Below are 14746 nucleotides of genomic sequence, written 5' to 3'. Positions count from 1 at the left end.
TTGGGGGATCGGCTCGGTGAGCTCGATGTCTTCTGCTCCTCCGCCCAGCAGGCTGCGCCAGGTCGCGCCCTGGGTGTGCGTCGCCGGCGTGCTGGCCTACGTGCTCGTGGCACCCGTCCTGTTCACCGCCACCGGCGCCAGCTCCACGTGGCCCGCCTGGCTCGTCGGCATCGCTGCCGTCGGGCTCGCCGTGGCGGCGGCCCTGATCGCAGCGCGGTCCTCCCGCGACGACCTCGCCTCGCACGAGGACCTGCTCCTGGCCTACCGCCGGGCCGAGGAGCGCGCCGAGGCCGCGTCCAAGGCCCTGGACGCCCTGGCGAAGGAGCAGCTGCCCGCCTTCCTCGAGAGCGAGCCGGCCCCGCCGCTGCCGCACCTGCCCGGCGACGCCCGCGCGCAGGCGCGGCTCGACGAGGCCGCCGGCATGCTCGCCCGCGTGCAGGAGGAGCGTGTCGCCCGCCGCGACGCGGTCCAGGTCGCCGTGGTCGCGCTGAGCCGCAAGGTCCAGGCCGCCGCGCACCGGATCCAGGAGGAGGCGGCGCGCATGGTGCAGCGCCACCCCACGGACCCGGACATCCTGCAGACCTCCATGCGCGTCGACCACGCCGCCGCCCAGCAGGCCCGCCAGGCCCAGAGCCTCGCGGCCCTGTGCGGCGAGTGGCCGGGCCAGCAGTGGAGCGAGCCGCTCCCGCTGCCCGACGTCGTCAAGGGCGCCGCGAGCCGCATCACCGCGTTCCACCGCGTCGAGGTGTCGGGCGACCCCGGCGTCGCCGTCTCCGCGCGCATCGTCGAGCCGCTCATCCACCTCGTGGCCGAGCTGCTGTCCAACGCCACGCAGTCCTCGCCGCCCACGACGCAGGTGCTCGTCGCCCTGCGCCAGGTGCAGCGCGGCGCGGTCGTCGAGATCGACGACTGCGGTGTCGGTCTCGACCTCAAGCAGCTCGAGCAGGCGCGCGACATCGCCTCCGGCAAGCGCGAGATCAGCATCACCGAGCTGGGCGAGATCCCGCAGACGGGCCTCGCCGTGGTCGGCACCTACGCACGCCGCCACGGCTTCCGCGTGGACGTCACCGAGTCGGTCTACGGCGGTCTCCGCGCGATCGTCATGATCCCGGCCGAGCTCACCGAGGCCGTCGTGCCGTCCGGCATGCTCACGCCGGCCGCGACCCTGCCGAGCGCCAACGTCCCGTCCACCGGTGTCGCCGCCCTGGCGTCGAGCCGTACGGCCACCGCCGTCGTGGAGGCACCGCTCGCCCCCGAGCTGCCCGCGGCGAAGCCCGCCGAGGACGACGAGTGGCCAGCCCCTGCGGCGCCTGACGCCGCGACCGTGCTACCCGTCGAGCCGCTCACAGCGCGCGGCGACGTGGTCGACGACGAGGAGGAGACGCCCGTGGCCGGTGCTCACGTGAAGGCCCCGGACGAGCTGCCCCTACGCCCAGGGCGAGCCCGCCCTGAGGATGACGAGTTCCCTGAGCCGCACGCGCTCCCGCAGCGGCGGTCCCGCCGTGGAGAGGCGGGCTCGCCGGGTGACCGGGCCGAGCCCGGCCCGGAGCTCCGCACCGAGGACACCGGTCCCGCTCAGACGGCCGAGGAGGCCGGCGAGTGGATGGGCGCCTTCTTCAGCTCGAGCGAGGCGCGGTTCGGGGACTCACCTGACAGCAGCGAACCGTCGGCTGGCGCCGGCGGAACTTCGGAGGACCGATGACTACGCAGGCCGACGGCATGACGAGCACCGACGGCAACAGCTGGATGCTCGAGCTCATCAGTGGTGTACGGGGGGTCAAGCATGTAGTGGTGCTCACCTCCGACGGGCTGATGAAGGTTCGGACCGACCAGACCCCGCTCGACGTCGCAGACAAGGTATCGGCCGCATGCGCCGGCCTGGCGGCACTGGGGATCGGAATGAGCCGGGAGTTCGGGAACAGCGACACGATCCGCCAGGTGATGGTGGAGTTCGACGGCGGCTTCCTGTTCGTCCGGGGGGCCGGCGACGGCTCCCGCCTGGCGGTCATCACGGACACGGTGATCGACCCGGCGCTGATTGCCCAGCAGATGCAGGCCCAGGTGCTCATGATCGGTGAGCGCACGCTGGGTACGGACCGGATCACCAGCTGACCCCGCCTCCGGCGTCGTCATGGAAAGCAGTACCCGGGCCGTTCGCGGCCCGGCCGTATCAGGCACCACCAGCTCGACCGATACCTGATCGACCAACAGGGGGCGAGGGGATGGACACCGAGGAGTACCGCGACCACCCGGTGCGCTCGTACGTGCTCACCTCGGGGCGGGCGCACCCGTCGCGCAACACTTTGCGACCGGAGACGCTCGTGCGCGCCGTCGAGAGCCGTCCCGTGCTCTCGACGGCGGGCCGGCTGGAGCGTGAGCTGGTGCAGCTGTGCCAGGGCACGCTCGCGCTGGCCGAGGTGGCCGCGTACCTGCAGCTACCGGTAAGTCTCGTGGCGGTCATGGTCTCCGACCTGGTCGACGCGGGAAACCTGACGATTCGTTCCAACCATCAAGCGCACGTCCTGCCCGGCAAGGACATCCTGGAGAAGATTCTCGATGGACTCCGCAAGCTCTGACCGCACGGTGCCCGGACAGCATCTGGCGCCGACCGTCGCACGGTCGGTCAAGATCCTGGTCGTGGGTGCCTTCGGGGTGGGCAAGACGACGCTGATCGGCGCGGTCAGCGAGATCGACCCGCTGCGCACCGAGGAGCGCATCACGACGGCCAGCGTGGGCATCGACCCGGGGCTGCCGAACAAGGAGACGACGACGGTCGCGATGGACTTCGGTCGCATCACCGTGACCGAGGACATCGCGCTCTACCTGTTCGGCACCCCGGGCCAGCGCCGCTTCTGGGACCTGTGGGCGGGCCTGGCGGACGGCGCCGTCGGCGCGCTCGTCATGATTGACACGCGGCACCTCGAGGACAGCTTCGAGGTGCTGGACCAGCTCGAGCTGCGCACCAAGATCCCGTTCGCGGTGGTCGTCAACCAGTTCCCGGACTCGCCGGACTACCCGCTGGAGCGGGTCCGTGCCGCGCTGGACCTGCTGCCGGAGACGCCCATCGTCGAGTGCGACGCCCGGGACCGGCAGTCCGCCGTCCTGACCCTCATCACGCTGGTCGAGCACGCAATGACCTTCCCGGTCTTCCAGAAGGTCAACGCGTGACGTTGGCCAACAGACTGCATCGCCGCCTGGAAGACATTCCGGACCGGATGCAGCTGTCGGACATCACGACCGCGCGTGACCCGCACAAGCTCTACGAGCGGCTGCGGGACGAGTGGGGCCCGGTGGCGCCCATGGACCTGGAGCCGGGCGTCCCCGCCTGGCTCGTGCTCGGCTACGACGAGGCCAGCAGCGTGATGCGCAACGAGCTGCTGTTCTCACGCAACTCACGCAACTGGCGCTACGTCCAGGAGCGTTCCCTGCCCGCCGACTCGGGCGTCTTCGCGGCGCTCGCCCCGCGGGAGAACGCCTACTTCCTCGACGGGATGCAGCAGCGCCGGCTCCGCGCCCCGCTCGACGACGCCCTCGGGTCCGTCGACGAGAAGCGGCTGGCCCGCACCGTCGCGGTGACGTGCGAGGCGATCATCGACCGCCTCATGCCGCGCGGCGAGGCGGACCTCGTCAAGGACTACGCCGTGGCGGTCCCCGTCATGGTCATGACCGAGCTGTTCGGCATGAGCCTGTCCGACGGGAACAAGATGCACGAGCTCACCGAGGCCGTGTACGCGGGCAAGGAGAAGGCTCGTGCCGCGGCCCGGGAGCAGGAGTCGCTGCTCGCCGTGCTCGTGGCGACGCACCGGGCCGAGCCCGGCGAGGACCTGACCACGGCCCTGGTCAACCACCCGAACCACGCGAACGACGTCGAGGTGATGGCCTCGATCGGCGTGATGTTCAGCCTCGGGCACGACGCCGAGATCGCCTGGATCGCGAGCACCCTGCACATGATCCTGACCGACCCGGCGTTCGCCGCCCGCGTGCGCCGCGGCCGGCTCGACCTGGACGACGCCCTGGACGAGGTCTCGCGGCGACACCCGCCGGCGCCGCACGTGCTGCCCCGGTTCGCCCGGCAGGACTGCGAGCTCGGCGGACGCCGGATCGCGCTCGGCGACGCGCTGGTCCCCGCGGTGGCGGCGGCGAACGCCGACCGGGCCATCCGCACGGACGACCCGTGGGAGGAGCTGGGCAGCCGGTTCCACCTCACGTGGGGCGCGGGCGCGCACTCCTGCCCGGCCCACCGGATCGGCCCGCTGATCGGCCGGATCGCGGTGGACACCCTGCTGCGGCGCATCCTCGACATGCAGCTCACGGTGGCGTCGGACTCGATCAAGATGTCCGTCTCGCCGTGGTCGCGCTACCCGCGCAGCCTGCCGGTGCGTTTCACGTCCCCGCTCGTGGGCTGACCTTCTCGCGCCGGCTCGAACCACCACACCGGACACACCGCGGGCCCGGCCGATCGCTCGGCCGGGCCCGCTGTGCGTCCTGACTGTGTCGCAGACGGACGGTCCTGGGGTGGTCAGCCGACGGACGTGTCCGAGCCGACCCGCTGCTCCTTGGGGCCGTGCTCGCGGATGCGCTCCTTGAGGCGCGGCACCACGCTCTTGTAGACGGACGGGTCGATCGGCAGGAGCCACTGGATCGCCTGGGCGCGCTGGCTGATGTTCACGCCGGCCTCGTCGAGGGTCTCGTCGATCTGGTGCATCGAGAACGGGATGACGTTGGTGCCGCGGGCGTGCTTGCCGCCGGTGCGCTGCTCCATCCAGGCCACGCGCTCGGCCACGTGCTTGCGCCGCTCCTCGACCGAGGGCAGGTCCACGACGCCGCCCAGGTACGCGGCGATCCAGATCGCGCCGGCCTCGGCGGACAGCGGGGAGAACAGCGACGAGTTGTAGCCCGCGAAGGTCAGGTTCGGCACGCCGTCGGGCAGGATCTGGCGGTAGAGCTTGTAGTTGCCCTCCTCGTCCAGCAGACGGGCGGCCACCGTGTCGTCCAGGAACGGCACGCGCTGGTGGAAGCCGGTGCCGCAGACGACCAGGTCGGCCGGGATGCGGGCACCGTCGCTGAGGACCGCTACCGGCTTGTCGCCGTCGGCCTCGAAGCGCTGGATCTCCGTGTCCCGGTGCACCTTGATGGCGCCGCTGGCGACCTGCTCGTAGAACCCGTCCGTGGAGAGCGAGACGGTGCTGTTCGCGATGTCGGCGAACTCGCCGCGAGGCACGAGCCCCAGCTTCTTGAGCTTGAACTGCCAGGTCGCGACGGACCCGATGCTGGAGAGCATGCCGGCCCGGACCTTGTCCCCGGGGCCGTGCAGGAACCGCTCCATGCCGTTGGGCAGCTCCTGGTACTTGAACAGGGCCTCGCCGAGGCGGGACAGCAGCAGGTACTTCATGTTCAGGGAGTTGGCGATGCGCTTGGGCATCTTCCACAGCAGGCGCCGGGCGACGACGGTGGTGGACTCGGCGACCACGCCGATCTCGGCGGCGACGTCGCACGCCGACTTGCCGTAGCCGACCACCACGACGTTCTTGTCGCGGGCGTCCTCCAGGTTGTTGAGCTGGCTGGAGGCCACGAGCTTGCCGCCCGCGCGGACCAGGTCGGCGTAGCCCTCGTACTGCGGGAAGACCGGGTCGGAGAAGATGCCGTTGGCCACGACCAGGTGGTCGAACCGCTCGGGGGCCGAGACGGGGGCGCCGATGCGGCGCGCCGTCAGCATCCAGCCGTCCTCCGCGTCGGTGAGCTCGGCGCGCACGACCTCGGTCGCGAGGCGGAGGTAGGGGCGCAGCTCGAACTTCGCGACGTACCGCTCCAGGTAGGCCTGGACCTGCTCGCCGGTCGGCCACTCCGGGTACTCGCGCGGCATCGGCAGGTCCGAGAACGCGTACGAATCCTTGTTGTTCTGCGTCCGGAGACCGGAGTACCGGCGGGTCGCGCTCCACACCCCGCCGACATCCGGCGCCTTTTCGAAGACGGTGACCTCGTGGTCGAACTCGCGGAGGGTTTTCGCGGTGGCGAGACCTGCGAATCCGGCTCCGACGACGGCAATCTTCAAGGGACCCCTGCTCTCAGTAGATTTGCGGCATTTTGCTCGAATGGTAGCGGGACGCGGTCCAGCGCGATAGTGGGCGGATCTAGGCGAATGCCCAGGTCGGCAGCGTCTTCGCCGCAAGCTCCCCAAGGTGACCGCTCGAATGTCAGTGGTTCACGCCATGATTGTGTCCGTGAGCGAGACGACAGGCATCCCGGGACCGGCCGACGTGGGCGACGAGGCGGCGGCGCAGCGCCGATGGGCGGAGCTGGTCGCCCGGATCGAGGAGGACCGGCGGGCCTACTACGAGAACGACTCCCCGATGTCGTCCGACGCCGACTACGACGTGCGGATGCGCGAGCTGGAGGAGCTGGAGGCCGCACACCCGGGCCTCGTGACGCCGGAGTCGCCCACGCAGAGCGTCGGCGGTGTCGCGACGGCGGGGTTCGTCACCGTGGAGCACATCGAGCAGATGCTGTCGCTCGACAACGCGTTCAGCACCGAGGAGCTCGGGGTGTGGGCCGACAAGGTGCACCGCGACCTCGGCACGGACACCCCGGGCCTGCTGTGCGAGGTCAAGATCGACGGCCTGGCGATCTCGCTCGTGTACGAGAAGGGCCGCCTGGTCCGGGGCGTCACGCGCGGCGACGGGCGCGTGGGCGAGGACGTGACGCGCAACGTGCTGCGCATCGCCGGGATCCCCCAGCAGCTGGAAGGCACGGGTCACCCCGACCTGGTCGAGGTGCGCGGCGAGGTGTTCATCCCGGTGGCGACCTTCGCCCGGCTCAACGAGCTGCAGGCGACGCTCCGCGACCGGCTCGTGGACGCGGCGCGGGAGCGTGCCGAGCGGCAGCCCGGCGGCAAGGAGTTCGACGTCGAGAAGGCACGCCTCGCCGCGCTCCGCCGCTTCCCGCAGTTCGCCAACCCGCGCAACGCGGCGGCGGGAGGCCTGCGGCAGCTCCTGGAGAACAAGGACGGCCCTGAGCTGGAGGCCGGGATCGCCCGCGTCGAGGGCCTGCGCATGTACGCGCACGGCGTGGGCGCCCTGCAGTGGCAGGCGGGCGAGCACGAGCCCCTGGCGCGGCAGTCCGACGCGTACACCCTGTTCGAGCGGTGGGGCATCCCCGTCTCCCCGCACAACCGGGTGGTCGACGGCCTCGACGGCGCGCTGGAGATGATCGAGTACTTCCGCGAGCACCGGCACGACATCGAGCACGAGCTCGACGGCATCGTCCTGAAGGTCGACGCCCTGGAGCAGCAGCGCACGCTCGGCTCGACCAGCCGCGCGCCGCGCTGGGCCATCGCGTTCAAGTACCCGCCGGAGGAGGTCAACACCCGCCTGCTGGCGATCCAGATCGGCGTCGGCCGCACCGGCCGGGCCACCCCGTACGCCGTGATGGAGCCGGTGCTGGTCGCGGGTTCCACGGTGCGCCAGGCCACGCTGCACAACCAGGACGTGGTGCGGGCCAAGGGCGTGCGCATCGGCGACGTCGTGGTGCTGCGCAAGGCGGGCGACGTGATCCCCGAGATCATCGGCCCGGTGTCCGCCCTCGCGGACGACGGCTACCCCCGCGAGGACTTCGTCATGCCGGCCGAGTGCCCGGAGTGCGGCACGCCGCTGCGCCCCATGAAGGAGGCCGACGTCGACCTGCGCTGCCCCAACGCGGAGTCCTGCCCCGCGCAGGTGCGCGGCCGGGTCGAGCACATCGGCTCCCGCGGCGGACTCGACATCGAGGCGCTCGGCGAGGTGACCGCCGCGGCGCTCACCCACCCGGACGTGCCCGAGACGCCGCCGCTGGTCACCGAGGCCGGGCTGTTCTCGCTCACGCTCGACCAGCTCCTGCCCATCGAGGCGGTGGTGCGGGACGCCGAGACCGGCCTGCCCAAGATGGACGACGACGGCGTCGTGCGCCGCCGGACCCCGTTCCGCCGCAAGCTCGTGCACGCCAAGGCGCAGCGCGTCGCCGCCGAGCAGGCGGGCGAGACGCTGCTGGACTGGGCGCCGTCGGCGAACGCGACCAAGCTCCTCGAGGAGCTCGAGCGCGCCAAGACGAAGGACCTCTGGCGCATGCTCGTCTCCCTGAACATCCGGCACGTCGGGCCGGTCGCGGCCCGGGCGCTGGCCGGTTGGTTCGGCTCCGTGGACGCGATCGAGGCGGCGTCGGAGGAGGAGCTGGCGGCCGTCGAGGGCGTCGGCCCCGTGATCGCCGCGGAGATCAAGGCCTGGCTCGCGGTGGACTGGCACCAGGACATCCTCACCGCCTGGCGCGAGGCCGGGGTCCAGCTCGCGACGCCGGGGCACCCCGGCCCCGCGGCGATGGCCGAGGCGAACACGGAGCCCACGGGCCCGCTCGCCGGGCTGACCGTCGTGGTCACGGGCTCTCTGGTCGACTTCACGCGCGACGGCGCCAAGGAGGCCATCCTCGCCGCGGGCGGCAAGGCCTCGGGGTCGGTCTCCAAGAAGACCGACTACGTGGTGCTGGGGGAGAACGCCGGCTCGAAGGCCGCCAAGGCCGAGGCGCTGGAGATCCCCACCCTGGACGAGGACGGCTTCAAGACCCTCCTGGAGGGCGGCCCGGAAGCCCTGTAACCCTCTCGCTGAGTGCGGGATCTTCGCCCTTCCACAGCGTGTGAAAGGGCGAAAGTCCCGCACTCAACTGCTGTACCCGGATCACCCGCGTGACCTGGGCGTCTGACACGCGAGTCGGTAACGCTCAGCATCTGACGACTTTTGCTTGACGCCCGACAGAAGTCCCCCGTAGGTTCTCTCCGCAAGGTCAACGCCGACCGAGGAGAGCTCATGCGTCAACGTGGTACCAAGACCCGCACGAGACAGGCAGCCGCAGCCGCGACCGCCGTGGCACTGACAGCGGTCACGCTCGCGGGGACGGTCCCCGTCGCGACGGCGGCGGACGACCTCCCGCCGCAGGAGCCGGGCGTCACCCTCCGCACCTACGACCTGGCCCGCGACCTCAGCGAGCTGTGCACGCTCCGCTCGGGCCAGACGCCGAACGTCGACCAGCTCAAGCCCACCATCGACTACTCGACGGAGGCCGACTTCGGCATGGGCGAGCGCTTCATCGCGCACGCGCTGGCCAACCTGGACGTGCCCGCGGACGGGAACTACGAGTTCCGCCTCACCAGCGACGACGGCTCGCGCCTGGTGATCGACGACGCCCAGGTCATCGACCACGACGGCCTGCACGAGGCGACGCCCAAGGAGGGCACCGTCGCGCTCACCGCCGGGTTCCACGACCTGCGGGTGGAGTACTTCGACAACACGAACGACAACATCCTCAAGCTCGAGTGGCGGACGCCGGGCACCTCGGGCTTCGTCGTCGTGCCGTCCAGCGTGCTGAGCACCGAGGCCGGTGTGGTGCGCGTGACGGCCCCGGGCACCAAGTACTGCGAGGGCCAGGGCGACTCGGCGGGCGACGGCATGCGCCTCGACTCCGTCTACCCGGGCTACACGCTGACGGACCTGCGCCCCGAGGGCTTCGAGCCCATGGTCGCGGGCCTCGACTGGACCGACGACGACCGCCTCGCCGTGGTCACGTCCGGCTCGGTGAGCCCCGGCGGCTGGGTCGAGGACCCGGAGCCGGGCGAGGTCTTCCTGCTCGACAACGTGACCGGCGAGACCTCGAAGGACGAGGTCACGTACGAGAAGGTCGCCACCGACCTGTTCAACCCGATGGGCATCGCCGTCATCGGCGACTCGATCTACGTCTCGGAGCGCGACAAGCTCACCGAGCTCACGGACCCCGACGGCGACGGCTTCTACGACGACCACCGCACCGTGGCCGAGTGGCCCTTCGGCGGCAACTTCCACGAGTTCGCGTTCGGCCTGCTGCACGACCGGAAGTACTTCTACGTCAACCTGTCGGTCGCCATCAACAACGGCGGCGCCACCACGGACCCGCAGCCCGCGGAGAACCGCGGCACGGCGATCCGGATCGACCGCAGGACGGGCGAGGTCGAGTACGTGGCCGGCGGCCTGCGCACGCCGAACGGCATGGTCAAGGGCCCGGACGGCGAGCTGTTCGTGATGGACAACCAGGGCGCCTGGCTGCCCAGCTCCAAGCTGGTGCACATCGAGCAGGGCAAGTTCTACAACCACTTCACCAACCCGGCCGGCCCCTACGACGACGTGTCCGTCTCGGCCCCGGCCCTGTGGGTGCCGCAGAACGAGATCGGCAACTCGCCGAGCGCCCCGGTGCAGATCGAGGAGGGCCCGTACGAGGGTCAGCTCGCCTTCGGTGACGTGACGTACGGCGGCCTGCAGCGCGGCTTCCTGGAGAAGGTCGACGGCGAGTACCAGGGTGCCGTCTTCCGCCACTCGGCCGGCCTGGAGGCGGGCGTGAACCGAACCGTCGTCGGGCCCGACGGCGCCTTCTACGTGGGCGGCATCGGCGAGGGCGGCAACTGGAGCGAGCCCGGCAAGCTGCGCTACGGCCTGCAGAAGCTCACGCCCAACGGCGAGGACGCCTTCGACATGACCGAGATGCGCGTGACCAAGAAGGGCTTCGAGGTCGAGTACACCCAGCCGCTGTCGGCGGAGACGGTCGCGAAGATCGCCGAGGACCCGAACGCGGCGTTCCGCATGGACCACTGGCGCTACGTGCCCACGCGCGCCTACGGCGGGCCGAAGGTCGACGAGCAGCAGCTCTTCGTCTCGGGCGCCAAGGTCTCGCGGGACCGCACCAAGGTGACGCTCACCGTGGACGGGCGCCAGCCCGGTTACGTGGTGCACCTGCGCAGCCCGCGCCCGTTCGCGGACGCCGAGGGCCGCGAGCTGTGGAACACCGAGGCCTGGTACACGCTCAACGCGATCCCGGGCTACAAGGCGCCCGCGGCCCAGGGTTACCACGAGGCCGAGGAGGCGACGCTCCGCGGCAGCGCGAACGTGGCCAACGAGCACAGCGGCTACTCCGGCTCCGGCTTCGCGGCCGGCTTCACGAGCCCCGGCGCGTCCGCGACCTTCACCACCACCGCCAAGCGCGCGGGCAGCCAGCCCGTGAGCCTGCGCTACTCGAACGGGCCGAACCCGTTCGAGGGCACCAAGACGGTCTCGGTGCTGGTCAACGGCCAGGAGGTCGAGCCGTGGGCGCTGGAGTCCACGGGTGACTGGAAGACGTGGGCGACGGCGACGCGGGACCTGTCCCTGAAGAAGGGCGTCAACACCATCACGGTGCGCTACGACGAGGACGACGACGGCAACGTCAACCTCGACGCCCTCAAGGTCGGCGCGGGCGCGGCGGACATCTGCCGCCCCGCGAAGTACGAGCGTGGCTACACCGCGCTGTTCGACGGCACGCTGGCCTCGCTGGACGGCTGGAACATGGCCGGCCCGGGCTCGTTCGGCCGCCAGGCCGACTGCACGATCCGCGGGAACGGTGGCATGGGTCTGCTCTGGCACTCCACGGAGCTGAACGAGTACAGCCTGAAGCTCGACTGGAAGCTCAAGAAGGACGACAACGGCGGTGTCTTCGTCGGCTTCCCGAACCCGGGCAACGACCCGTGGGTCGCCGTCAACCAGGGGTACGAGATCCAGATCGACGCCACCGACGAGGCGGATCGCACCACGGGCGCGATCTACACCTTCCAGGGCGCGGACCCGGAGGCCGTGGAGCGGGCGCTGAAGCCGGTCGGGTCCTGGAACTCCTACGAGATCCGGGTGGAGGGGCAGACGATCAAGGTCGTCCTCAACGGTGAGCTGGTGAACGACTTCGTCAGCACCGACCCCGCGCGCGACCTCGCCCAGGGGTTCATCGGGCTCCAGAACCACGGTCAGGGCGAGGCGGTGAGCTACCGCGACGTCCGGGTCAAGGACCTGAGCTAGCCCCACAGATGTCAGACGCCCAGGTCCCCGGAGGGACCTGGGCGTCTGACACGTGGGGGAGCGGGGTCAGGCCACCAGGCGGTCCACCGCGTCCGACGACAGGGCCTGGTCGACCGCCATGGCGCTCGCGCCGAGCACGCCGGCCTGCGTGCCGGTCCGCGCGGTGACGATGCGCAGGTGCTGCGTGGCCAGCGGCAGCGACCGCTGGTAGACGACCTCGCGGATGCCGGCCACGATGTGCTCGCCGGCGTCCGCCAGGATGCCGCCGATCACGATCATCGACGGGTTGAGCAGGCTCACGCTGGTCGCGAGCACCGCGCCGATGTCCCGGCCGGCCTGGCGCACGGCCTGGCTCGCCGCGACGTCGCCGGCCCGGACCAGGGCGACGACGTCGGCGGACGTGACGGCGCCCTCCAGCCGGCTCGCGACCGCCTGCCCGCTGGCGATGGCCTCCAGGCAGCCCACGTTGCCGCAGCGGCACGCGATGTCGGTGACGCCGGGCACCGCGACGTGCCCGATGTCGCCCGCGGAGCCCTGGGCCCCGCGGCGCAGCGCGCCGTCGGCGATGATCCCGGCGCCGATACCGGTGGCGACCTTGACGAACAGTAGGTCGGCGACGCCCGGCCAGGCCGCGCGGTGCTCGCCGAGCGCCATGATGTTCACGTCGTTGTCCACGAGCACGGGCGCGTGGAACCGGGAGCCGAGGATCTCCGGCACGTCCGCGTTGTCCCAGCCCGGCATGATCGGCGGGTTGTTCGGCTTGCCGGTCGCGTGCTCCACGGGCCCGGGCAGGCCGACGCCGACGCCGGCGAGGTCGCTGGTGGTGCGCCCCGCCTCGTGCAGCAGCTCGGCGCCGGTCTCGGCCACGCGGTCGAGCACCAGGTCCGGCCCGTCCGTGATGAGCAGCGGCAGGTCGCGCTGGGCCAGCACCGTCGAGGCGAGGTCGGTCAGGGCGAGCCGCGCGTGCGTCGCGCCGAGGTCCACACCCAGCACCACACGGGCCGACGGCGCGAACGCGAACGTCGCGGGCGGGCGGCCGCCGGTCGACGTCGCCTCGCCCGCGGGCGCGATCAGACCCGCCGCCATCAGCAGGTCGATGCGCGCCGCTACCGTTGAGCGCGCCTGTCCCGTCACGGCGGCGAGATCCGCCCGTGTGCGGGGTCTGCCGTCGCGCAGGAGCTGGAACATATCTCCCGCTCCGGACACCTTGGGTACCTGCTGGACCACGTCCCGTGCCACTTCCACCATGTCTCTAGTCAATCATGGACAACAAAGTCGCGACTTTTGCTTGACCATCGGCAGAAGTCCCTCTACGTTCAGAGCATGGTCGACGCGGACCCCCAACCGACAGAGCAGCCGGCGCAGCAGCCCCTGCTGCGGATGCGCGGCATCGTGAAGGAATTCCCTGGCGCGCGTGCGCTCGACGGTGTGGACCTCGAGGTCCGTCCCGGCGAGGTGCACTGCCTGCTGGGCCAGAACGGGGCAGGCAAGTCCACCCTGATCAAGACCCTCGCCGGAGCCCACCAGCCCACGGCGGGCGAGATCCTCATCGACGAGCAGCAGGTCACCATCGCGAACCCCGTCGCCGCCCTGCGGCTCGGCATCGCGACCATCTACCAGGAGCTCGACGTCGTCGACGGCCTGACCGTCGCCGAGAACATCTACCTGGGCCACGAGCTCGCGACGGGCGGCGTCACCCGCCGGTCCGAGGCGGCCCGCAACACCCGGAAGATCCTCGACCGGCTCGGTCACAAGGAGATCTCCCCGCACCGTGAGGTGGGCTCGCTGCCCGCCGCGGGCAAGCAGATCGTCCAGCTCGCCCGGGCGCTGTCGCGCGACGCGCGCGTCGTCATCATGGACGAGCCGTCCGCCGTGCTGGACTCCGAGGAGGTCGGCAACCTCCACCGCATCGTGCGCGAGCTCACGGCCGACGGCGTCGCCGTCGTCTACATCTCGCACCGCCTGGAGGAGATCCGGCAGCTCGGCGACCGGATCACCGTGCTCAAGGACGGCCGCACGGTCGCCCAGAGCCTGGTCGTGGCGGACACCCCGACCAAGGAGCTGATCCAGCTCATGACCGGCAGGTCGGTCGAGTACGCGTTCCCCGACCGCCCCGGTGTGGCCGAGGACGCAGACCCGGTGCTCCAGGTCGAGGGCCTCGGGCTCGGCGACGTCTTCGCGGACGTCTCCCTCACGGTGCGCGCCGGCGAGATCGTCGGCCTGGCCGGCCTCGTGGGCTCGGGCCGCTCCGAGATCCTGGAGACGATCTACGGCGCCCGGCGGGCGACGTCGGGCACCGTGCGCGTGGGCGGCAAGCGCCTGCGCTCCGGGGTGGACGCCGCCGTGAGTGCGGGGATCGGCCTGTGCCCCGAGGAGCGCAAGAGCCAGGGCCTGCTCCTGGACGAGCCGGTCTACCGCAACATCACCCTGTCCACCTTCTCGCGCATCGCACGCGGTGGGCTGCTCGACGAGGGCGCCGAGCGCGCCGCGGCGCGGGAGCAGGTCGAGGCGCTCGACCTGCGGCCCGCCGGCGTGGACCGCCATGCCCGCACGCTCTCGGGCGGCAACCAGCAGAAGGCGCTGCTCGCCCGCTGGCTCGTGCACGGCTGCCGTGTCCTGCTGCTCGACGAGCCCACGCGGGGCGTCGACGTCGGCGCGCGCTCCGAGATCTACAACCTGATCCGCCGCCTGGCCGACGACGGCGCCGCCGTGATCGTCGTGTCCAGCGAGATCCCCGAGGTGCTCGGCCTCGCGGACCGCGTGCTGGTCATCTCCGACGGCAAGGCGGTCCACGAGGGCCCGGCCCGTGAAATCGACGAGCACGCCGTGCTCGACCTGGTCATGGAAGGAAGTGTGGCGTGAGCCAACGATCGGCCCTC

The 14746-nt window shown here is 71.4% G+C and carries 10 protein-coding genes; 8 read left to right on the top strand and 2 right to left on the bottom strand.

The features are described from left to right. Positions 1–25: 25 nt before the first annotated feature. From FHX71_RS19000 to FHX71_RS18980, 5 genes are all read left to right on the top strand, one after another. Positions 26–1702, top strand: coding sequence for an ATP-binding protein (locus FHX71_RS19000; protein WP_182619052.1), 1677 nt, complete (start codon positions 26–28; stop codon positions 1700–1702). Next, positions 1699–2112, top strand: coding sequence for a roadblock/LC7 domain-containing protein (locus tag FHX71_RS18995; RefSeq protein ID WP_220490202.1), 414 nt, complete (start codon positions 1699–1701; stop codon positions 2110–2112). The genes FHX71_RS19000 and FHX71_RS18995 overlap by 4 nt, the downstream gene beginning before the upstream one ends. A gap of 110 nt (positions 2113–2222) precedes the next feature. Continuing rightward, positions 2223–2576: a DUF742 domain-containing protein gene (locus FHX71_RS18990; protein ID WP_182619051.1), complete on the top strand. Its 354-nt coding sequence runs from the start codon at positions 2223–2225 to the stop codon at positions 2574–2576. Then, on the top strand, positions 2557–3168 hold the full coding sequence (locus tag FHX71_RS18985; protein WP_182619050.1) for a GTP-binding protein: 612 nt from the start codon (positions 2557–2559) through the stop codon (positions 3166–3168). Before FHX71_RS18990 ends, FHX71_RS18985 begins: the two co-directional genes overlap by 20 nt. A gap of 47 nt (positions 3169–3215) precedes the next feature. Further along, on the top strand, positions 3216–4406 hold the full coding sequence (locus FHX71_RS18980) for a cytochrome P450 family protein (RefSeq protein ID WP_182619049.1): 1191 nt from the start codon (positions 3216–3218) through the stop codon (positions 4404–4406). 113 nt (positions 4407–4519) lie between these two features. Here FHX71_RS18980 and FHX71_RS18975 read toward each other — a convergent pair whose 3' ends face one another. Next, positions 4520–6052 carry a flavin-containing monooxygenase gene (locus FHX71_RS18975; protein ID WP_182619048.1) on the bottom strand — a complete coding sequence of 511 codons (1533 nt, stop codon included), beginning with the start codon at positions 6050–6052 and terminating at the stop codon, positions 4520–4522. A gap of 157 nt (positions 6053–6209) precedes the next feature. Here FHX71_RS18975 and ligA point away from each other — a divergent pair, with 157 nt between their 5' ends. Beyond that, entirely contained in the window at positions 6210–8618 is a 2409-nt protein-coding gene (gene ligA / locus FHX71_RS18970; RefSeq protein ID WP_182619047.1) for an NAD-dependent DNA ligase LigA, read from the top strand. A 210-nt stretch (positions 8619–8828) separates the two neighbouring features. After that, entirely contained in the window at positions 8829–11867 is a 3039-nt protein-coding gene (locus tag FHX71_RS18965; protein ID WP_220490201.1) for a 3-keto-alpha-glucoside-1,2-lyase-like domain-containing protein, read from the top strand. 66 nt (positions 11868–11933) lie between these two features. Here FHX71_RS18965 and FHX71_RS18960 read toward each other — a convergent pair whose 3' ends face one another. Beyond that, positions 11934–13115, bottom strand: a complete 1182-nt coding sequence (locus FHX71_RS18960) for an ROK family transcriptional regulator (RefSeq protein ID WP_220490200.1) — start codon at positions 13113–13115, stop codon at positions 11934–11936. A gap of 75 nt (positions 13116–13190) precedes the next feature. Here FHX71_RS18960 and FHX71_RS18955 point away from each other — a divergent pair, with 75 nt between their 5' ends. Further along, positions 13191–14729 (top strand): sugar ABC transporter ATP-binding protein, encoded by a 1539-nt coding sequence (locus FHX71_RS18955; RefSeq protein WP_182619046.1) that lies wholly within the window; start codon positions 13191–13193, stop codon positions 14727–14729. The last annotated feature ends 17 nt before the right edge of the window (positions 14730–14746 follow it).

Source organism: Promicromonospora sukumoe (genome assembly GCF_014137995.1).
GTDB classification, from domain to species: domain Bacteria; phylum Actinomycetota; class Actinomycetes; order Actinomycetales; family Cellulomonadaceae; genus Promicromonospora; species Promicromonospora sukumoe.
This window is presented reverse-complemented; position numbering and strand designations above follow the sequence as displayed.